The sequence below is a fragment of the Cupriavidus sp. DF5525 genome, assembly GCF_040149425.2.
Taxonomy (GTDB): Bacteria; Pseudomonadota; Gammaproteobacteria; order Burkholderiales; family Burkholderiaceae; genus Cupriavidus; species Cupriavidus pickettii_A.
This window is the reverse complement of sequence record NZ_CP168267.1, coordinates 1,275,512-1,295,509: the sequence shown is the minus strand read 5'-3', so window position 1 is coordinate 1,295,509 and position 19,998 is coordinate 1,275,512. Positions and strand designations below refer to the sequence as shown.

16 protein-coding genes and 3 pseudogenes are annotated in these 19,998 nt (G+C 61.4%); 13 read left to right on the top strand and 6 right to left on the bottom strand.

The window, feature by feature from the left end; translation table 11 throughout:
- Positions 1–64 precede the first annotated feature (64 nt).
- Positions 65–403, bottom strand: a pseudogene (locus ABNX08_RS40555) (tyrosine-type recombinase/integrase); the annotation flags it as partial.
- Positions 404–493: 90 nt separating this feature from the next.
- Between ABNX08_RS40555 and ABNX08_RS40550 the strand changes: the two are divergent.
- A complete protein-coding gene (locus ABNX08_RS40550; RefSeq protein WP_349606520.1) occupies positions 494–949 on the top strand; it encodes a hypothetical protein in 456 nt (151 codons plus the stop codon).
- Between the two features lie 23 nt (positions 950–972).
- Entirely contained in the window at positions 973–1,812 is an 840-nt protein-coding gene (locus ABNX08_RS40545; protein WP_349606519.1) for a hypothetical protein, read from the top strand.
- Positions 1,813–2,264: 452 nt separating this feature from the next.
- On the opposite strand, the gene ABNX08_RS40540 is transcribed toward ABNX08_RS40545, so the two are convergent.
- A complete protein-coding gene (locus tag ABNX08_RS40540) occupies positions 2,265–3,362 on the bottom strand; it encodes a branched-chain amino acid aminotransferase (RefSeq protein WP_349606517.1) in 1,098 nt (365 codons plus the stop codon).
- Positions 3,363–3,764: 402 nt separating this feature from the next.
- On the opposite strand from ABNX08_RS40540, the gene ABNX08_RS40535 reads away from it, so the two are divergent.
- Entirely contained in the window at positions 3,765–4,787 is a 1,023-nt protein-coding gene (locus tag ABNX08_RS40535; RefSeq protein ID WP_349606515.1) for a serine hydrolase, read from the top strand.
- Between the two features lie 207 nt (positions 4,788–4,994).
- On the opposite strand, the gene ABNX08_RS40530 is transcribed toward ABNX08_RS40535, so the two are convergent.
- From ABNX08_RS40530 to ABNX08_RS40515, 4 genes and pseudogenes are all read right to left on the bottom strand, one after another.
- On the bottom strand, positions 4,995–5,210 hold the full coding sequence (locus tag ABNX08_RS40530) for a hypothetical protein (RefSeq protein ID WP_349606513.1): 216 nt from the start codon (positions 5,208–5,210) through the stop codon (positions 4,995–4,997).
- A 5-nt stretch (positions 5,211–5,215) separates the two neighbouring features.
- Positions 5,216–6,574 (bottom strand): cytochrome P450, encoded by a 1,359-nt coding sequence (locus tag ABNX08_RS40525; protein WP_374063753.1) that lies wholly within the window; start codon positions 6,572–6,574, stop codon positions 5,216–5,218.
- Between the two features lie 85 nt (positions 6,575–6,659).
- Complete coding sequence (locus tag ABNX08_RS40520; protein WP_349606511.1) at positions 6,660–7,883, bottom strand: 8-amino-7-oxononanoate synthase; 1,224 nt, start codon at positions 7,881–7,883, stop codon at positions 6,660–6,662.
- Positions 7,884–8,438: 555 nt separating this feature from the next.
- A pseudogene (locus tag ABNX08_RS40515) lies at positions 8,439–8,652 on the bottom strand (hypothetical protein); the annotation flags it as partial.
- 358 nt (positions 8,653–9,010) lie between these two features.
- Between ABNX08_RS40515 and ABNX08_RS40510 the strand changes: the two are divergent.
- The 10 genes and pseudogenes from ABNX08_RS40510 to ABNX08_RS40465 all read left to right on the top strand — a co-directional run bounded on the left by ABNX08_RS40510 (position 9,011) and on the right by ABNX08_RS40465 (position 19,994).
- Positions 9,011–10,015 (top strand): helix-turn-helix domain-containing protein, encoded by a 1,005-nt coding sequence (locus ABNX08_RS40510; RefSeq protein WP_349606509.1) that lies wholly within the window; start codon positions 9,011–9,013, stop codon positions 10,013–10,015.
- Positions 10,016–10,345: 330 nt separating this feature from the next.
- Positions 10,346–11,530 (top strand): ABC transporter substrate-binding protein, encoded by a 1,185-nt coding sequence (locus ABNX08_RS40505; protein ID WP_349606576.1) that lies wholly within the window; start codon positions 10,346–10,348, stop codon positions 11,528–11,530.
- Positions 11,531–11,641: 111 nt separating this feature from the next.
- Positions 11,642–12,016, top strand: a pseudogene (locus ABNX08_RS40500) (ATP-binding cassette domain-containing protein); the annotation flags it as partial.
- A gap of 199 nt (positions 12,017–12,215) precedes the next feature.
- Entirely contained in the window at positions 12,216–13,367 is a 1,152-nt protein-coding gene (locus tag ABNX08_RS40495) for an iron-containing alcohol dehydrogenase (RefSeq protein WP_349606507.1), read from the top strand.
- A gap of 50 nt (positions 13,368–13,417) precedes the next feature.
- Positions 13,418–13,801 (top strand): thioesterase family protein, encoded by a 384-nt coding sequence (locus ABNX08_RS40490; RefSeq protein WP_349606574.1) that lies wholly within the window; start codon positions 13,418–13,420, stop codon positions 13,799–13,801.
- Between the two features lie 36 nt (positions 13,802–13,837).
- A complete protein-coding gene (locus ABNX08_RS40485) occupies positions 13,838–15,394 on the top strand; it encodes an enoyl-CoA hydratase-related protein (protein WP_349606505.1) in 1,557 nt (518 codons plus the stop codon).
- An 11-nt stretch (positions 15,395–15,405) separates the two neighbouring features.
- On the top strand, positions 15,406–16,284 hold the full coding sequence (locus tag ABNX08_RS40480; RefSeq protein ID WP_349606503.1) for a xanthine dehydrogenase family protein subunit M: 879 nt from the start codon (positions 15,406–15,408) through the stop codon (positions 16,282–16,284).
- Complete coding sequence (locus ABNX08_RS40475; RefSeq protein ID WP_349606501.1) at positions 16,281–16,805, top strand: (2Fe-2S)-binding protein; 525 nt, start codon at positions 16,281–16,283, stop codon at positions 16,803–16,805. The genes ABNX08_RS40480 and ABNX08_RS40475 overlap by 4 nt, the downstream gene beginning before the upstream one ends.
- An 11-nt stretch (positions 16,806–16,816) precedes the next feature.
- On the top strand, positions 16,817–17,578 hold the full coding sequence (locus ABNX08_RS40470; RefSeq protein WP_349606500.1) for an N-acyl homoserine lactonase family protein: 762 nt from the start codon (positions 16,817–16,819) through the stop codon (positions 17,576–17,578).
- The gene (locus ABNX08_RS40465; RefSeq protein ID WP_349606498.1) at positions 17,571–19,994 is read left to right on the top strand and encodes a xanthine dehydrogenase family protein molybdopterin-binding subunit; all 2,424 of its coding nucleotides are present in this window, start codon (positions 17,571–17,573) and stop codon (positions 19,992–19,994) included. The genes ABNX08_RS40470 and ABNX08_RS40465 overlap by 8 nt, the downstream gene beginning before the upstream one ends.
- Positions 19,995–19,998 lie beyond the last annotated feature (4 nt).

Here is a 19,998-nt window from a genome sequence, read left to right as displayed (position 1 = left end):
CAAAGTGCTTCCGCTTAGAGGTTGGGTCGGCAAGTCAATCTGAGGCGTAGCAGGCGAATGCGCCTCACGTCTTGTCAGTCCAGCCGATCCGGTGCCGCTCCTGCGTGGCTTCATGCCGCGCATCCTCTTCGCTGTGCAGGTAGCCGCTTGTCGTCGACAGCGAGCTGTGCCCAAAGTTGTCGCGCACAAAACGCAGGTCGACCTGCTGGTCGGTCATGTGCGAGCCGGCGGTGTGGCGCAGTCAATGGGCCGAGGCGCTGGCCAGCACCGCGGCTTGCGGCTCCCATTTCGGCCCGCGCGCCCGCAAGCGCTCCGCGGCCATGCCGAATACTTCTTTCAGGACCAGGTGCAGCGCGCCGCGTGACAGCGCTTTCTCGCTGCCCGCTTTTCCAATTACCGGCATTGTTGTAAGAACGCACTCGGCTACCCAACTCAAAGAACTCCTTGGTACATTAGGCGCGCATTTTTCAAACATCAATAAGAAGGGAGAATCATGACGGGTATTTTGAGGTATCAACGAATTGGCGCCGCAGTATCGTTGGCGCTTGCACTGACGGCCATGCCGGCAGCTCATGCCCAGGTCGCCGCAGCAGTGGGGGGGCTGACAACGAGCGCAACCATTTCCCAGATTTTCAGTGGTTTGGATCAGCTCATCAGTTCCGCTCAGGACGCCGGCGACTACCTAACCATGCGCGCCGCCATTGAAGCGAAAGGTGTCATTGAAACCTGGAAAGAGGCAAACAAAGAACTCCTGGACAAAGCGTTCTCGGAGCTTAGCGAGACCCAACGCCAGACCTTCAATAATGCCCGGCAACTGACTGAGCGTGCCAACCAGGACGTAGCGAACCGCCTGGAAACGACCAGTTACTGGTCAATCAGGCTAACCAACTGGTCGAGAGCATCCCCTTCAGTAACAATACTTACGTCACCCGCTATTCCCCACGCGTAAAACCGGCTCAGTCCAAGAATGCCGTGACGTTGCGGGTAAATGGCGTCAATCTGGACAAGGCAGACCCAGTGCTGGCGCTCAATCAAGGGTCCGCAACCCGCATGGTGGTGGGGCCGATGGAGGTTCTGTACACCGTTCCTGTCACTGCTTTGCAGGGGGACGCAGACAAGCTGGCCATTGTGCCGCTGAAGCTCACCTATACCGCGCCCAAGGAAGGCTTCTGGAATCAGCTCGTGGGTGCCCGCGAAGCCGTGGAGCGGCAACTACCCATCGTGACATTGCCTTCAAACTTAGGGAAATTTACCTTCGTAGTCGAAACTGAAGCGCAACAGAAGGAAGTCGCGATATGGACCGCACAGCAGCAGAAGTTCGAAGGAAAGAATAAGAATGTCAGGAAAGTCGCCACACCGAAGGCCGGCTGGCGTTGGGATTGGGAGCAGGGCGTCGCCGCCTTCAAACAAGTCGGTGGCGGTGGTGAGGCCGGCAGCTGCAATGGGGTAAAAGAGAGTGAATCCACCGCAGATGGCATTGTCCACTCAGCTCACCTGGACGAGATCAAGTCTGTCAAAGGCTTCCCGCCTGAGATCAAATGGGGTCCTGGATGGCAAAACTGCGCGGTGACGGGGCCCATCTATCGAATGGTTACTGTGAAGGCTAAGCTGCCTGCACAAGCCGGTCTGATGACCTGGACGGAGGACCTGCGCTTGCCCATCCCGCAAGATTTCAAGTCGCTCCAGCTTGAGGTCTCGACCTTTGATGGCCGTAAGCGCATCTTCACGGACACCGGCGCCGACAAGTTTTTCGACGTCATCCGCGGCGGCAGCGAGCTTATCATCCGCCCGCGGCAGCCCGCTGACCTGTGAGGCGTTCCCGCTCATTGCTAGGCCGCCTTCGTGACCCCAGAAAGTCGCACATTTATTCGGCGAGCTAGAAAGCGGAGGGCTGAGTTCCGTATTGCACGGGCTCAGCCGAGGTCATGCCGGGATAAGGCCGGAAATGACACATAAGCCGGAAAGTAGTAAAGAACGAAGCTTTTATGCGATCAGAGCGGATGCCGCGCCTGCAGAGCGGTCAGCACCCAGAGGGTCTCTGGAAATGATCGGACTCCCGAAGGGGTGACTATCCATTTGGATGCAGGGCGCGCCTAGTAAGCCCTCAAGCGATTCGGCAACACTTCCCGCTGAAACGGCATCTGCTGCACGCTTCGCTCCATCGCAACACCTCGCTGATGATAGCGCCCGTCAGGCCTGGTCTTGCTGGTGTCCTCGCTGCCGGGCCGGCCCTGCCCCGGTCAGTCCGGGGCAGGGCGCCGGGCTCAGGCGACGTAGTGGACCCAGCCGAGGGTGTCTGGCTCCTTGCCGCGCTGGATGCCGGTCAGCAGCGTGCGGAGGCGGCGGGTAACTTCGCCTTCACCGCCGTTGCCGATCGTGAATTCACCGCCGGCATGGCGTACGTTGCCGATGGCGGTCACCACGGCGGCGGTGCCGCAGGCGAACGTTTCCTTGACGCGGCCGCTGTTGGCATCAGCCTGCCATGCGTCGAACGCGTATGGGGTTTCCGACACCTTGAGGCCTTCGCGGCGGGCCAGTTCGATGATGGATGCGCGCGTGATGCCGGGCAGGATCGTGCCGGACAGCGGCGGCGTCAGCAGCGAGCCGTCGTCCATGACGAAGAACACGTTCATGCCGCCTAGTTCCTCGATCCAGCGGTGTTCAGCGGCGTCAAGGAAGACCACCTGGTCGCAGCCTTTCTGCGATGCCTCGGTCTGCGCGATCAGGCTGGCCGCATAGTTGCCGCCGCACTTCGCTGCGCCGGTGCCGCCAGGCGCAGCGCGCGTGTACTGGTCCGACACCCACACCGTGACCGCCGACTTGCCGCCCTTGAAGTACGGGCCGACCGGGCAGGCGATCACGCAGAACACATACTCGGCCGCGGCGCGCACGCCCAGGAAAGTCTCCGTAGCAAACATAAACGGGCGCAGGTACAGGCTGCCGTCGCCGCCGCCCGGGATCCAGTCGCGGTCGATGTCTACGAGCGCTTCGACGGCGCGGAGGAAATCGGCTTCCGGCAGGTCGGCCATCGACATGCGGGCGGCGGAGGCGCGGAAGCGCTTGGCGTTTTCCTGCGGGCGGAACAGCGAAATCTTGCCGTCTGCGTCGCGATAGGCCTTCATGCCTTCGAAGATTTCCTGCGCATAGTGCAGGACGGCGCAGGCCGGGTCGATCTGGAACGGACGGCGCGCTTCCACCTTGGCGTCATGCCAGCCGCGCCCCTCGGTCCAGCGGATCGTGACCATGTGGTCGGTGAACACGCGTCCGAAGGTGGGGTCGACCAGCGCGGCCGCGATCTTGTCGGCCGGCGTGGGGTTGGGGTGACGCTCCACAGTGAACTGCAATTGTTTGTCGGCGCTCATGTTTCTGTGTCTCTTCGTCTTTGGCTAGTGATTCCAGATGTCCGATGCAATACATGCAAGACAGTCCCGGGATAAAAGGAGACAAGTGGCGGTAAGGCCGAACGCTTCCTCCCATCCGGTGCATGGGCTGAAGTGTAACTCGATGGTGCGGTGCAGTATCGATCGACCGGTTAGGACGGATGGCTGAAGCCAACCCCCCAAGTTCTTAACGCTCCCGGACTGAGGTGGCACTTTTGCTTGCGAACTGGTTGACACTCTTGCTTCGGTATACGAGACCTGTTGATTACTTTGGATGGCTGATTCAAAATCATCCAGCCTGTGCTGGTGCGGGAACTTCGTGCCGCTACAGGCCATATCAACGTGCCGGCGTTGCCAGCCAGTCTTTTGAACGGGAACCTTCGCATGTCTGCCTTCCACCTCGCCAAGCGGCGCACGCTCAAGCTCGCCGCCACGTCCCTGGTATTACCTGCCATCGCCGCCTGCGGTGGCAGCGCTGAAGCCGCGGTGCCGGCGGACGTTGAGGCCGCGATTGCGCGCTTTGCTGCGTTGGCCCCGGATACGGCTAGCTGCCTGGTGCGCGCCGAACCGGCCGGAAGCGGCGCCAATGCGTGGTCGGCCGGCTATCATCCGGACCGGCAGCTGTTCGTCGGCAGTGCCGTCAAGACCTTCATCCTGGCGCAGTTCCTGCGCGACGCCGAAGCCGGCCGCGACGGACTGAGTGAGAGCCTCGCCTGCGACGTTAGCGATACGTTCCGCTCTCCCGGCAGTCCGGTGTTCGTGGGCCTGACAGGCAAGACACCGTACCGCAATGCGCTCGAAGCCATGATCGCGCACAGCGACAACACCGGTACCGATATCGCGCTCGCGGCCGTCGGCCCTGATCGTGTGCGCACGCTGATCGCCGAAGCGGGCCTGACACGGACTCGTATTCCGGATTCGACCCGCAAGCTGTTTTCCTACCTGGCCGGGGCTGAATCCGGCGTCGACCTCGGCTGGGACGGTATGGTCAGGATAGACAACGGCGAGGATCTAGGCCTGAAGTCCCGCACCGATGTCATCAACGACAAGCAGGCGATGCTGAGCACCGCGACCGAGATGGTGAACTGGTACCGGCAGTCGCTGGCGGGCAAGTACTTCACGCAGCCGGCAACGCTGACTGAATACAGGCGCATCCAGGCCATGGCCGATGCTGTGTGGATGGCTGTCCCGGCCGGTGTGCAGGGCTTCGGCAAAGGCGGCAGCATTGACTGGGAAAATTTCCATTGCCTGTGCTTCGCCGGGCAGATGCTGGTGGCCGCAGTGCCGGTGACATTCTGCCTCACGCTGAACTGGAACGGCGGCCAGCTGAGCACCGAACGCACCGGCGAGTTCATTCGCGCGGCGGCTGACGTGCTAGGGGAAGCGGCAAAGGCCGCCAGGGTTTGACGGGCCGGCCTGCATGTCATGAAGCCGTTCGCGGTGGGACCCAGCGGCTTCGGTACGTAACCCGAAAGCCAAAGAAAACGCTTACGTCGGCTTGCTGACCGCCATGCAAGGCGAGGTGGGCGTCGCGGTCGGGGCCGACGGCTGCGTGTCGACGATTTCCTCGGGGCGCCAACGGCGCCGTCGCAATGCCAAATCGGTCTTTCAGGGTCAGGTCAGCGGGCCGTGTGCAACCTTTCCCGGCCCGCCTCGGCCGGTATCGCCGCGACGGCGTTCTTGACCGTCTCCCAGGCTCAGATTGCGGCTGATGTGCGCCTGGCTGGGGGCGCGCCTGCGGCGCGCGAGGGCGAGCGGGTTGCCGGCCAGGTAGCCCGCCTCGGTCAGCCCAACGAACAGAGCGTTCAGGATCACCGTCGCCTGGCGCACGCTGCCTACGTCCGTTGGGCAGGCTGGCTCCGCCCTTGTACCGTAAGTCTGGCCAAACCCCGGTAGACCGGGTTACCGTTCCAGTGCGGTTCGGCGTCTATGAGCGAAAGCGCGGGCAAATGGCGCAGAATCGCCCGGAATACGATCTCTGCCTCCATCAGTGTCAGCGCGGCGCCGATGCAGACATGTGGGCCATGCCCGAACGAAAGGTGGGAGCCGTCGCGTCGAGTGATGTCCAACTCGTCAGGGTTGCGGAAGCGCGCCGGGTCACGATTGGCGGCGCCGATCAGGGCAACGACCAGATCGCCGCGTCGCAGCTGCCGCCCGTGCAGCATCATGTCTATGGCAACCCGACGTCCTGTGTACTGGACCGGGCTCTCGTAGCGCAGCAACTCGCGCAGGGCATTGGGCAGCAGTTCCGGGGTCTGCTGCAGGCGCTGCCATTGCTCGGGATGGCTCAGCAGTGCATGAAGTCCGTTGCCGAGCAGATTGCGCGTCGTTTCATGACCGGCAAACAGCAGCATCGCGCATTGCGCAAGTAATTCGGCACCAGCCTCGATTTTGCCTTCGGCCTCGGCGTACAGCAGATGCCCGATCAGGTCCCGCTGTTGTGGCTGCGAGAGATCCGTGTCCTGTGCCTTGCGCCGTGCCAGCATCGATTCAAATGCTGCCGCCATTTTGAGCAAGCTGACCTGGGCGCGTCGTTTCAGCGCAGCGTTCGGATCCGGTGCGCCGATGAAGGCGGCCAGGTCTTCGGACCAGGCAAGGAAGTCCGGCTGGTTCTCGGCGTCCATGCCGAGCAGCCTCGCAATGACCATCGCCGGCAGCGGCCTGGCGACCGATTCCATGAAATCGAACGCCTCCAACTCTGCCAGCCGCTCTACCAGCCCGGCGGTCATTTGCTCGATGGTGCCGGCGAAAGCGCGTAGGGCAGCCGGACGGAAGCCGGCATTGAGCACCTGTCGCAGCCTCGTATGATCGGGCGCGTCCAGGAACAGCATGGCCCGGCTGAACAAGCGCTGGAAGGGGCAAAGCTCCTGGCGCTCGCCTTCGCTGCCACGCATCACCCAGCCTCCCGTGCGCCGCGCCGAATACCGGGGGTCGCGCAGCACGGCTTCTACGTCTTCGTGCCGGGTCAGTAGCCAGGCACCACCGAAAAACTCTTCACTCCAATGAATAGGGCCAAGCGCGCGCAGCGCGTGGTAGGTCGGGTAGGGGTCACGCAGGAAGGCGCTGTCGACCAGGCGGTCGCAGGTGCTCAACGCTCCGGCCATCGATGCCTGGCTATTGGACCGGTGTAGAGACCTCGAGGTGAGAGTGGTGGTCTGCTTGGTAGCAGTCGTGCTATCGGCAATGCTGGTCATCGTGGGATCTTGTCTTGGCAGCCAAACACTGTCGGGTTTCGGTCTGGCTCAGTTCGGAAGCGCTGGCAATGAGGCGAGAGATTTTTCATGCCTCTCCCCGCCGGGCCATGATGGCGGACAGGCTGTCCAGGAAGCGTGTCACGTCGGCTGCGGTATGCGACGCCGACAGTGTGATGCGCAGGCGCGACGTCCCATTGGGCACGGTGGGCGGGCGGATCGCGGTAACGCGGATGCCGTCGTTCTCAAGTGCTTGAGACAGCGACAGCGCGGCCTCGTTGTCGCCGACGATCAGGGGCTGGATGGGTGTACTGCTGTCGGCGAGTTGCCAGCCGGCATGCGGATGCCGGACCTGAAGGGTTTGAAGGCCGTTGCGCAACTGCCCGATCAATTGCACCAAATGGCAGCGGCGCTCGCGTCCTTCATGGCCTGCGATCAGCGCCAGGCTGCTCAGGAGCGCATGGACGATGGCCGGCGGCGCAGCCGCGCTGTGGAGGTAAGGACGGGCCTCGTCGGCCAGATGCTCCACAATCGGCCGGTGCGCAGCGACAAACGCTCCCGCCACGCCCGCTGCCTTGCCCAGCGTGCCGACATAGATCAGGCGCTCGGAGGTCAGCCCCAGGTGCTCCAGGGCACCGCGGCCTCGCTCCCCCAGCACGCCAAAGCCGTGGGCATCGTCCACCACGATCCAGGCGTCATGGTGCTCGGCCAACGCCAGCATTTCGGCGAGCGGAGCCATGTCGCCATCCATGCTGAACACGCTGTCGGTCACGATCAGCTTTAGCGGGCTGTTGCAGGCAGCAAGCTGCCTGGCGAGGGCGGTGATGTCGCAGTGTGGGTACCTTTTCATCGTAGCGCGAGCCAGCAGTGCGCCATCGATCAACGAGGCATGGATGAGCTTGTCGCAAAATAGGGTGGCGTCGGCCGTTCCCAGCGCGCTCAGCACCGCCAGGTTGGCCATGTATCCGGTGCAGAAGTAGAGCGCCTGCACTTTGGGAATATTTGGCGTGAACCACCGGGCCAGCTCGGTTTCCAGTTGGTGGTGGGCGAGCGAAGGCGCATTGACGAGGGAGGAAGCGCCGCTACCCGCGCCGTAGCGCTGGGCCCCCTCCGCGAAAGCCGCGATCACCGCCGGGTGGCTTGCCAGCCCGAGGTAGTCGTTGCTGCAAAAGCCCAGCAGAGGACGTGCTTCACCGTCTTTGACGCTAACCGTCTGGTGAGGTGCGCAACCGGTGTGCGCGGTGCGGCGGTTGCGCGTCAATGCACCTGCGGCGCGCTCGGTCGCGGCCTGGTTCAGTTGGTCAATTAGCAATTCCCGAACTCCTGCGCTACGCGGTTAGCACAGCCAGCACGTCGCGTGCATTTCAGCATGCTGGCACTCGGGCCCCAAGTGGATGCATTTCCCACGTCAACTCCTGTTTCGATCATCCTCGGCTCGGTCGCCTCATGGGAAGGCCAGCACTGTATGAATAGGAGTGTGGATGTTAGTGAGGCCTTCTCATGTCCGGCAAGTTAGCGCTCAGGGGGCAAATAGGCGGCAGAATGCGGACAAAAGCGCGACAAAGCGAGAAAATTGATGATGAATGCGGTAATTTGGCTTCACCCAGCACCGCAGAATTTCTTGGGCCGTGGCTCCGGAGTCGCTTCAAATCGAGCTGTAGTTGCCAAACTGCTTGCCCCGCCGTGCCATACACGCTTAATTAAATGCAATTAATCGCCAGAGCCATAAGCCAACAACCTTGGGCGTTAGCAATGGGGCCGCGGCCAGTGGAATGCTCGCCAGTGCCCTCCGGTCCTGCCGGCAGGCGACTATCAACAGACCCGATATAGTTTCACGAACATGAAATGTGTGCCAAGAACGTGAGCATCAGATGACCGATGTTCGCGATGCTTTACTGAAGATGAGGGACGGCCCCTCGAAGTCGGCTTGCAGGAGGCGCTCCTGTGTTGCCTCGTGTCGCGCATCCTCTTCGCTGTGCAGGCACCGCGAGTGGTCGCGATCGCGGCATGACAAAATTGTCCCGCACATAGTCTAGGTCGACCTGCTGGTCGGTCATGTGTGAACCGGCGGTGTGGCGCAGCCCGTTTCCCATGCAGCCAGTCACGCGTGCGCCGCTCTTGCTGTTAGGCTTTCAGCTTCTGCTTTTTGCCGAACCCCGGTCGGGGCCGGCCGCTCGACCGGCTGTAACTGGCCGGGGAACCTTCGCCTGGTATGCCATCGTCGGCATTTTCCGACCCTCGGCTATTCGGCTTGGGCAGGTCGAATGGCTGCACTGCCGACATTTCGGTCAGACGACGCGTATCGCGAGCCATGAGGCAGCAGGCCAAAAAGAGTAGCGTTCACGATGCTTGAGAGACACTTGCAGAACTGAACTATAATTTCCATGATGGCAGGATGGCTTGCTGCCTTTGTCTGGGCGGCGAATTGCGGAAAGGATCATGGAACTGGCGAAACCGGCAAAAACGCGTGGCGAGCACCATGCAGGTGATAAGAGGTTTGCATCGATCGAGCGTTATTCCTCGGTTGCGCGCACTGTGGAAATCCTATCGGATGCCTGGGGCTTCCTGGTTTTGCGGGAGTGCTTCTTCGGCGTTCGCAGGTTCGAGCAGTTTCAGTCGCTGCTCCAGGTCCCTCGCACTACGCTCGTGCAGCGCCTTACGAAGCTTACTGAATTGGATATCCTGAGAAAGGTACCGGTCGGTGGACGGCATGAGTACCGCTTTACGGACAAGGGCCGTGACCTGTATCCGACCATGCTTGCGCTGCTTGCGTTCGGAGACAAATGGCTCGCTGGCGGAGAGCCGCCGCCGCTGCAACTCATACACAGGACCTGCGGGTCCGCATGCTCTCCACGCATTGCGTGTTCCCACTGTAATCAGGACATCGAAGCCAAGCGTGTACGTTACCGCGATGGCCCTGGCGCTGGCAGCGAAGTACGCGCGGAAGCCCGGAAGCGTTCGCGGCGGGCCTCGGATCCTGGCGTCTTGGAGCGTGTGCGCCCGTGCTCCGTTGCCCGCACGTTGCAGATCATCGGTGACAGATGGTCTTTCCTAGTGATTCGTGAATTTTTCTACGGCGTCCGGCGCTTTGACGAATTTCAGTCTCGCCTGGGGATCGCCACGAATATCCTCGCGGACAGGCTCCAACGCCTGACTGAAGAGGGCATCGCGACCAAGCGCCAATACCAGGAGCGTCCTGCCCGATTCGAGTACGTTATGACCGAGATGGGGCTCGACCTCTACGGGTCCATGCTGGTGATGATGCATTGGGGGGACAAATGGCTATCTGGGGGTAAGCCTCCGCTGACCCTGCGCCATGGCAACTGCGACCATGATTTCCACGCGAAGGTGGTCTGCGACCAGTGTGGCGAAGAACTGGATCCTCGCGACACATCCTATACGCTGCGCTATCAACTGGAGACCGCTGTCCCCGCTGCTGCGTAACACCGGCACCCCTGCCGGACTTGTCCGCTCAGAAGAGCGCGCGACCACTAATCGCCCGCATTCGACTTCCCGGCCCCGAAGAACCAATCCACTTCGTGGGCAGCGAGACGATTCGATCTCCAATCCCCCTGTGCGACGGCTCCTCGTCACCCTTCACCCCGGCCTTGAGTCTAGGGCAAATGTTACTTGCATAACTGGATGTAAATGACTACGCTACGCCAACAGATAGGCCCGTATAGGTATCTGCGAGAGGTTAGTTACTTGCATTGAGGGATTTCAGAAGAGGGGACAACAGTGATTAAAAGTGCTTTTAGAGGCGCTATCGTGCCATTGTGCGTCTGCGCGTTAAGCGGCAATGCGTTGGGCCAAGCCAAGCTGTCAGACGACGTCGTGCGGATCGGTGTGTTGACGGACATGTCGGGCCAGTTCTCGCACGAATCTGGAGACGGTTCGGTGAGCGCGGTAAAGATGGCGGTGCAGGATTTCGGGGGGAAAGTGCTTGGAAAGCCTATCGAAGTCGTCGTTGCCGATCACCAGAACAAGCCCGACGTGGCTGCTACGCGCGCGCGTGAATGGTTTGATACGCGTGGCGTCGACATGGTTGCGAACCTGATCAATTCCGCCGTCGCCTTGTCTGTTGTGAGTGTCGCGAAGGAGAAGAACCGAATCGCAATCATAAATGGCTCAGGATCGTCCCGCCTTACCGGTGATGCGTGCACGCCAAACAGCATCCACTATGCATATGACACCTATGCGCTGGCAACAGGTACGGCAAAGGCCTTGATTGGCCAGAAGCTCGACTCCTGGTATTTCCTCACCGCGGACTATGCCTTCGGTCATTCGCTCGAGGCCGATGCGGTGCAGGTCGTCAAAGCCGATGGCGGCAACGTTGTCGGTGCCATTCGTTACCCCGTCGACGCTAGCGATCATTCGTCATTTCTGCTTCAGGCGCAGGCTTCCAAGGCAAAGGTTGTCGCGCTGGCGGGGTCGGGCAAGGGCTTTGTCAATGCGATGAAGGCGGCATCGGAGTTTGGCCTGACGCAAGGCAAGCAGACGATTGCCGGGCTGCTGGTATGGGACACGGACGTGCACGCGCTTGGCCTGAAACAAGCGCAGGGACTTGTCCTGACCACCGCGTTCTATTGGGATTACAACGAGGCAACGCGTGCCTGGTCGAAGCGCTTTTACGACAAAATGAAGCGCATGCCGCATATGGGCGACGCCGGGGACTATTCCTCGACCATGCACTATCTCAAGGCAGTGCAGGCAGCGGGTACTGACCAGGCAAGCGCTGTCATGGCGAAAATGAGGGATACGCCCATCAACGACTTCTTTGCGACGAATGGCCGCATTCGTGCGGATGGGCGCATGGTTCATGACATGTATGTCTACCAGGTCAAGAGGCCCGGTGAGTCCAAGTACGCATGGGACTACCTGAGCTTGCTGAAGACCATTCCCGCCGACCAAGCCTTTCGACCGCTTGCTGAAAGCAAGTGCCCGCTGGTTCGGAAGTAACGACTCCCTAGCTGTCCGATCAAGAGCGGCGCAATTGCCGCTCCCGACCCATACGCTGATTGCTTATGTGCAATCGGGCGGGGACTCCAGTCACCCATTTTTCGTCAATTCATGATGTCCTCATCCATCCTGGTGGTGCGAAACCTGAGCAGAACCTTCAAGCGCTCCACCGCTGTCGACAATGTCAGCTTCGAGCAACGCGGTTCGATCCATGCGCTGATCGGCCCCAATGGCACAGGAATAACCACATGTTTCAATCTGCTGACGAAGTTCCTCGATCCCAGGGCGGGAAGCATTGTCTTCGATGGCGTCGATATCACGCAGGTCGCGCCGGCCAGGGTTGCCCGGCGCGACCTGATACGGTCCCTACAAATATCCGCGGTGTTTCCGCATCTCACCGTGCTGAAGAACGTCCGGGTCGCACTGCAACTCCGTCTAGCCACGGCATTTCACTTCTGGCGCTCGGATCGCTCACTCAAGATGCTCGGTACCCCCTATGCGTGGGCGGTCCTACGTCCATGAAGTGAGGCGGGACAGACCCGGCACCAACTTCAGAATTCAGTAGTAATGCAAGTGCACCTTCGGTCATGACTCAGCCTGCAGGCGACAAAATTTCTTGCATACCGACTCGAATAGTCTAATAATGCAAGTGACAAAAGCATCTGACTCGCACCTTAATCCCACCATGAAGAACTTCGAATTTCACAACACCCGGTCAGTGGTCGTTGAATGTGGCGGCGCAGCAAAGCTGCATGAGCGCGTTGCAGCGCTGGGCTGCAGAAGCGTGCTGATCGTTACCGACCCGGGCCTGCTTGCTGCCGGGATGCTTCAGAAGACCTTGGATGGATTCGCGAAACACGGACTGCGTGCGACGGTGTTCTCGGATGTGCAGGCCGATCCGCCGGAGGCCGTGATCCTGGCGGCCGTGGCCGCTGCGCAAGCTTGCTCGGCGGAATGCGTGGTGGGCTTTGGCGGGGGTAGCTCGATGGATGCCGCGAAGCTTGCTGCCTTGCTGGGTTGCAGCGGCGAGGCGATCGAGGAGGTTTACGGCATCAACCAGGCGAAAGGCCCGCGCCTTCCGCTGATTCTGGTACCGACGACTGCCGGGACCGGCTCGGAGGTCACACCGATCTCGATCGTGACCACCGGTGTCGGCGAGAAGAAAGGGGTGGTTTCACCGCTACTGCTTCCGGATATCGCGTTGCTTGACGCTGAACTGACGCTGGGTCTTCCATCGCATGTCACCGCGGCAACCGGTATCGACGCCATGGTCCATGCGGTAGAGGCGTACACAAGCAAGCGGCTGAAGAATCCAATCTCGGACTGTCTCGCGCGAGAAGCGCTTCGACTGCTCTCAGGATCTATCAGCCGGGCGTGTGCCGAGGGGACTAACCTGCAGGCGCGTGAAAACATGCTGATCGGCGCTAGTCTGGCGGGAATGGCCTTCGCAAACGCGCCGGTGGCCGCGGTGCATGCACTCGCGTATCCGATCGGGGCACGGTTCCACGTGCCTCACGGCCTCTCGAATTCACTCGTTCTTGCGCCGGTAGTCCGATTCAACTTGCCGAATGCGGCTAGCTTGTACGCGGAACTGGCATCTGTCGTCGTACCTGGCGCGACGGGCGGGGAGCAGGGGAAGGCGCTCACCCTCGCCAAGTACCTCGGCGACCTGGCTGGGGATCTGGGACTACCTACACGCTTGCGCGATGTGGGGATCGCCGCCTCGGATGTGGCGCTGCTTGCGGACGACGCGATGAAACAAACACGACTGCTTATCAACAATCCGCGTGAAGTCAGTTTTGACGATGCGGTCTCCCTGTATCAGGAGGCGCTGTGAGCGAGAAGCCCGCACCTACTGGCCGTGAATCGTACCGGCACTTCTGCGCAATGCCTACGCGTTGGGGTGACAACGATTCGTACGGGCATGTCAATAACGTCGTGTACTACGCGTTCTTTGACAGCGCGGTAAATCGGCATCTTATTGAGCATGGTGTCCTCGATATCGCCAAGAGCGAGACCGTTGGCCTGGTCGTTGAGACGCGCTGCACCTTTTTCTCGTCGATGGGGTTTCCCGACATGGTCAATGTCGGCCTCAAGGTCGCGCACCTGGGAAAGAGCAGTGTCCGCTATGAGATCGCTCTCTTTCGGAACGATGAGAAGGAATGCTCGGCGTTAGGGCAGTTTATCCATGTCTACGTCGACCGCGCCACGAACCGGCCGGCTCCGATACCAGAGGCGGTCCGTGCGGTGCTTCAGTCATTGGCGGATTGATTGCGAAAGAACAGGCAACCCTAGGAGGGACAACAGATGGAAATGGTTGGCGAGGCTCGCCTAACAGCGTCGCGCGAGTTGGTATGGGAGGCGCTCAACGATCCGGATGTGCTGCAGGCGAGTATTCCTGGGTGCGAATCGCTCGAGCGGACTGCGGACAATGAGTTTACAGCGACAGTGGTGTCAAAGGTCGGGCCGATCAAGGCGCGGTTTGCCGGCAAGGTCACTCTGTCAAACATGGTGCCGCCCAGGAGCTATACCTTGACCGGTGAAGGCTCCGGCGGAGCGGCAGGGTTCGCCAAGGCTGATATCGAGGTATCCCTTGATGCGCTGGAGCCTACCGTGACAATGTTGCGGTATGGCGTCAAAGCCAATGTGGGCGGGAAGCTCGCCCAGCTCGGCTCGCGCATGATCGACGCTGCGGCACGCAAGTCGGCAGATGACTTCTTCGAACTGTTCGGCAAGCAGGTCAATGATCGCGCGGAGAAGGCTGCGCCCGTGTCCAATGGAGCGACGTTCGATCTCAGCGCACTAGCGCTCACCGCGCCGAAGGAGACGGTGGAGACCGCCCACGCTGGCGCGAGCCACCCGCTGGGGTCGGGCAGCGCTACCGAAAAGGCCGAGCCTGCCAGACAGGCAGCGGCAGAACCGGTGCACGGAGTCCACACGGATACGCCCCCTGCGCCGCCACAGACAGCGCCAAGTCCCACTACGCAGCAGGCCGAAGTCATGGACGTGCTGATGTCCGAAAAGATCAAGGTCTGGATCTCGGACGAGATCGCCGTGGTTACGCTGAACCGGCCCGCCAGCCGCAACGCGATGACCTATGCGATGTGGCTGGCGATTCCCGCGATCCTGGCTGCCCTGGACCGGAATCCGGATGTAAGAGCGGTATTGCTGACGGGAGCAGATAAAGATTTCTGTGCTGGAGCCGACATCGCTGAGTTCGAGAAAGTGCGCGCGGATGCCGCGCAGGCAACGGCCTACGAGGTTGCCGTGGATGCATGCTGCGATGCGATCACCAGGCTGTCTAAGCCGACGATCGCAGTGCTCCGCGGGTATTGCCTGGGAGGTGGGGCCCATCTCGCAATGTCCTGCGACTTTCGCTTTTCCGCTGCGGATGCCGTGTTCGGGATCCCGGCAGCCAAGCTGTCAATCATCTATGGGGTCAAGGGCACACGCAAGCTGCTTTCGCTCGTTGGGGTCTCAGAGGCGAAGACGATCCTGTACGGCGCTCAGCGCTTCGACGCTGCCAAGGCCCTGAGCATTGGCTTTGTCGACAGGGTTGCTGGATTGGCGAATCAACAAGCGGCCCTTTCCATCTGGGAAAGACTGCTGGGTGCCAAGGCACGGCCGGTCCAGGGCGGTGACCCGATGGCCGAGGCCAGGGCATTTGCCGCGTCGCTGGCCGGAAATGCACCGCTGAGCATCGCTGGTGCCAAGTACCTGCTCAACGGCATGGTTACGGGCACCGGAGGACTCGATCTTGGGCGGGCCGAGGCATTGATTGCAGCGGCCGCCGCCAGTGATGACTACCGTGAAGGCCGTGAGGCATTTGCGGCGCGGCGCGAGCCGAAGTTCCAGGGCCGCTGACGAGAACTGAGATGAAACCTGCTCCCTTCGACTATTGCGCGCCGGACTCCATAGACGAGGCAGTTGAACTGCTCGCCGCCCACGGCGGCGACGCCAAGATCATGGCCGGCGGGCAGAGCCTGACCCCGATGCTCAATTTCCGGGTGGTGCGCCCGAGCCTGATCGTGGATATCAGCAGGCTGATCGAGCTCGACTATGTGCGGGCGCGCGCGGATGGCGGCCTGACCATCGGGGCGTTGACCCGCCATCGGGAGTTGGAGACCTCGGCGCTGGTCGCGAGCAGGTTTCCGATCGTCCCAGAGACGATGGTGCATGTGGCGCACCTAGCGATACGCAATCGCGGAACGATTGGCGGCAGCCTGTCGCATGCCGATCCGGCGGCGGAACTCCCAATGCTCACCCGATTGCTGGACGCGCAGATCGTCGCGCGATCCGTGCGGGGCGAACGAACGATCGCTTCCAATGACTTCTTCCTGGCACCGCTAACCAGCGTACTCGAGGAAGATGAAATGGTGATACGCGTCGAGTTACCGGGCCTGCCTCCTGGCATGGGCTGGTGCTTTCAAGAGTTCGCCCGCCGCGCCGGGGATTTCGCACTCGCCGCTGTGGGCATTCTGCTGGACGTGCGCAACGGCACGATTCATGAAGCCCGCGTGGCAATGATGGGGGTCGGCGACACACCTTTGCGGCGGTCCGAGGCTGAAGCAGTGCTGGCGGGGAAGTCCTTGTCTGATCAGGTCATCGCCGAGGCCGTGCGCGCCGCTTGCGCAACGCTCGAGCCCAGCGTCGACTTGCATGCATCCCCGGAATTCCGCCGGCATCTTGCCGGTGTACTCATGGAACGCGTGCTGCGCAAGGCGTGGCAGCGTGCAGTTGGAGTGAAAGCATGAGCGAATCGAACATTCCCCTCAAGCCGGTCTGGATGGTGGTCAACGGCGAAGTCTGCGAGCGTCAGGTCGAGCCACGGCTGCTGCTATCCGACTTCCTGCGGCACAACTTGGGTCTGACGGGCACGCATGTCGGCTGCGAGCACGGCGTGTGTGGGGCCTGCACCGTGATCGTCGACGGCGACAGCGTGCGCTCCTGCCTGATGCTGGCGGTGCGGGCAAACGGGTGCGACGTGCGCACGGTGGAGTGCATGGGCAGTGTCGATGCCTTGAGCCCATTGCAGGAAGCCTTCCGGGAACACCATGGCCTGCAGTGTGGGTTCTGCACGCCTGGAATGCTGGCCACCTGTGCCGATGCGCTCGGAAAGTACCCCCTCGAATCGGACGAGGAGATCCGTGATGTCCTCTCCGGCAACCTCTGTCGCTGTACCGGCTACCAGGGGATTGTTGACGCAGTACGGGTGTGCGTTGCTGCCCGCAATGCACTGCGCGACGCGGCAGCAGATACCAATCAGGAAACGTGAAGAGACCACCCATGAAGATGCATATTCTGAGCGGCGGTCGGCTGCGCATGAGGAAAAACGTATACCTGCCTGAGGCGGAGCGCGGTGACACCATCGATCTACCGGTGTCATGTGTGCTGCTGCGTCATAGCCAGGGCAATGTTCTGTTCGACACAGGTTGTCACCCTAGCACGATCGAAGACAGCGCGGCCCGCTGGGGCGCAATGGCCAAGGCCATGGTGCCGATCGGAGGGCCCCAGGACAACGTCGTATCAGGCCTCGCGACACTTGGCCTGGTACCGGAGGACATCGACGTTGTCGTTAACTCGCATTTCCATTCCGATCATTGTGGCTGCAACGAGTTCTTCAAACGAGCAACCATCTTCTGCCATAGCAAGGAGCTTGAAACAGCGCAAGGCAGTGATGCGCTACAGAGGGGCTACATCCCGGCGGACTGGCAGCACGCAATGCCCACGGTGACGATTGACACGGAGCGCGACTTTTTCGGTGACGGCCGGCTGACGCTGCTGCCCTTGCCAGGCCATACGCCAGGTACGCTCGGCGCCGTGGTGAACCTGGCGCGGGACGGCAGCTTCCTCCTGGCCGCCGACGCGGTCGCGCTGCGAGAGAACCTCGATCGCGAAGTGATGCCGCGCAACACGTGGGATCCGGATCTGGCCCTGGGATCGATTCGGGAAATCCAGCGTTTGGAGCGCGCAGGGAGCACCGTACTTTTTGGCCATGATGCTGCCCAGTGGGAGGAACTCCGCAAGGGAGTTGACGCGTATGAATGACCAAGACAGCCGCATCGTTCAACCGGAAGTGCCCGGCACGGATATCGACGAGAGACCCGGGCGCAAGCTGGTGGGGCAGCCTGTGCGTCGCGTCGAGGATGCGCGGCTGCTGACAGGACTCGGACGCTATGTCGACGATTTGCCGGCAGGGCATGCCCTTCACATGGCGCTTGTCCGAAGCGACCAGCCACATGCGCGCATCGTGGAGATCCGGGCAGATGCGGCCCGGACAATGCCGGGCGTTCATGGCGTCTATACATGGGCGGACCTGGCGACCCTGGTCAAGCCCGCAGTGGCAACCTCACGCATGAGCGGCTACCAGCCGACACCGATCCATGCGCTGGCCAATGGTGTCGTTCACTTTGTCGGTGAGCCGGTTGTGGCGATTCTCGCGCGCAGTCGCTATGAGGCCGAGGACGCCATTGACGGAATCGAAATTGTCTATGAACCTCTTCCTGTCGAGACCGATCCTGAGGCTGCCGCGCAGGCCGACGCCCCGCTCCTGCATGAGGGATTCGCGAGCAATGTACTTGTCGAGCGAGCCTTCGTACGTGGTGAAGTTGACAACGCTTTCGACAGCGCAGCGCTGGTCGTTTCAGGGAAATTCCGATTCCATCGCAAGACGTCCGCGGCCATGGAGCCACGCTGCTATCTCGCGGAGGTGGACGCGGGGCGCGATGCGTTGACGTTATACACGTCGAGTCAAGTGCCGGGAATTGTGCGCGATGCCATGGCAGATCTGCTGGGGATGCCTGGCAACCGCCTGACAGTCATCGCCCCCGATGTTGGTGGTGGATTTGGCGGAAAGACCTCGCTCTACCAGGAGGAGATCCTGGTCTGCACGCTGGCGCGGAAGATTGGTCGCGCCGTGAAGTGGACTGGCGATCGGCTGGAGGACCTGCTTTCCACCAGCCAGGCGTTTGACGAGCGTGTGGAAGCCGAGCTGGCGCTCGATGCTGACGGAGCGATCCTGGGCCTGCGCGCCAACGTGATTGGCGACGTAGGGGCGTACTCGATCTACCCATGGACAGCCGGGATCGAGCCAGTACAGGTCATCAGCTTCATGCCTGGGCCCTATCAAGTCCCCTGTTATCACGGTCATGTCCGAGGGGTGACGACGCCGAAGTCGCCCACCGGCCCCTACCGAGGTGTGGGCCGGCCGACGTCCACGTTTGCCATGGAGCGCCTGATGGACATGGCTGCCCGGCGTCTTGCGATGGACCCTGCCGAGATCCGGCGCAAGAATCTGGTTCAACCGGACCAGTTCCCCTATAAGACGGCAGTCGGCATTGTCTGGGACCAATCGGCGTTTACCGAAGGCTTGGCCTCGGCGATGGAGCGATTCGGGTACGTTGAGGCCAGGCAAGCGCAGGCACAGGCCCGCGCGGAAGGACGCTGGGTCGGCATCGGTGTGGCGTGTTATGCCGAGCTCTCTGGGATCGGCTCGCGCATCTCGGCTTCGCCTGGAATGCCGATCAACACGGGAACCGACACCTGCGTGATCCAGCTTGATTCCACGGGTGCGATCACGGCGTCTTTCGGCTGCGCTTCGCATGGGCAGGGACACGAAACCACGCTGGCGCAGGTACTTGCCGACGAGTTGGGTGCGAAGCTCGAAGACCTCCGCGTGGTGACCGGCAACAGTGCAGCGGTCCCCCATAGTACCGGCAGCTACGCCAGCCGTACTGCTGTGATCAGCAGCGGCGCCGGCATCCTGGCCGCCAGGGAGTTGCGGCAGCGCATGCTCCGGGTAGCAGCGTATCTGTTGGATGTCACGGTGGACGAGCTGGAAGTTGTCGATAGCATCGTTCGGGTCCGACTGGGCGATGGCAAGCTGTCCTTTGTGGAGCTGGCGCGGGCCTTGTACTCACAGATGGGGCGGGTACCCCCAGACGTAAGAGAAGAGATGTGTGTGAGCCGCGTGTATGACCCAGTAGTGGGAACAACCAGCTCGGCGACGCATCTGGTGCAGGTTGAAGTCGACCCCCAGACCTATGCGATTCATATCCAGAAATACGTCATTGCTGAGGACTGCGGTCGCATTATCAATCCGCTAATTGTTACGGGACAGACCCGTGGCGCGCTCGCGCAAGGTGTGGGTGCCGCACTGCTCGAAGAGGTGGTCTATGACGACGATGGGCAGCTCCTCACCGCTAGCCTTGTCGATTACCTGTTGCCTTCCGCGCCCGAGGTTCCGACGCTTGAGATGGTCCACCTCAAGACAGAGGCACCCAATACTCTGGGCGGCTTTCGTGGCATGGGCGAGGGGGGCACGATCGGCTCGCCGGCGGCAATTGCAAATGCAGTTGCCGACGCATTGAGCCCACTCGGCATCGAGATTTCCGAATTACCAATAACGCCGGAGCGGATGTTTCGGCTGATCCATCAATCCCGGTTTGAATCCAACGAGGAGTAGAGAA

What these genes read in the sequence shown, in the direction of transcription:
- ABNX08_RS40550 (WP_349606520.1), top strand. Translation starts at nt 494, where the DNA reads ATGACGGGTATTTTGAGGTATCAACGAATTGGCGCCGCAGTATCGTTG.
- ABNX08_RS40540 (WP_349606517.1), bottom strand. Translation starts at nt 3,362, where the DNA reads ATGAGCGCCGACAAACAATTGCAGTTCACTGTGGAGCGTCACCCCAAC.
- ABNX08_RS40535 (WP_349606515.1), top strand. Translation starts at nt 3,765, where the DNA reads ATGTCTGCCTTCCACCTCGCCAAGCGGCGCACGCTCAAGCTCGCCGCC.
- ABNX08_RS40525 (WP_374063753.1), bottom strand. Translation starts at nt 6,574, where the DNA reads ATGACCAGCATTGCCGATAGCACGACTGCTACCAAGCAGACCACCACT.
- ABNX08_RS40510 (WP_349606509.1), top strand. Translation starts at nt 9,011, where the DNA reads ATGGAACTGGCGAAACCGGCAAAAACGCGTGGCGAGCACCATGCAGGT.
- ABNX08_RS40495 (WP_349606507.1), top strand. Translation starts at nt 12,216, where the DNA reads ATGAAGAACTTCGAATTTCACAACACCCGGTCAGTGGTCGTTGAATGT.
- ABNX08_RS40490 (WP_349606574.1), top strand. Translation starts at nt 13,418, where the DNA reads ATGCCTACGCGTTGGGGTGACAACGATTCGTACGGGCATGTCAATAAC.
- ABNX08_RS40485 (WP_349606505.1), top strand. Translation starts at nt 13,838, where the DNA reads ATGGAAATGGTTGGCGAGGCTCGCCTAACAGCGTCGCGCGAGTTGGTA.
- ABNX08_RS40480 (WP_349606503.1), top strand. Translation starts at nt 15,406, where the DNA reads ATGAAACCTGCTCCCTTCGACTATTGCGCGCCGGACTCCATAGACGAG.
- ABNX08_RS40475 (WP_349606501.1), top strand. Translation starts at nt 16,281, where the DNA reads ATGAGCGAATCGAACATTCCCCTCAAGCCGGTCTGGATGGTGGTCAAC.
- ABNX08_RS40470 (WP_349606500.1), top strand. Translation starts at nt 16,817, where the DNA reads ATGAAGATGCATATTCTGAGCGGCGGTCGGCTGCGCATGAGGAAAAAC.
- ABNX08_RS40465 (WP_349606498.1), top strand. Translation starts at nt 17,571, where the DNA reads ATGAATGACCAAGACAGCCGCATCGTTCAACCGGAAGTGCCCGGCACG.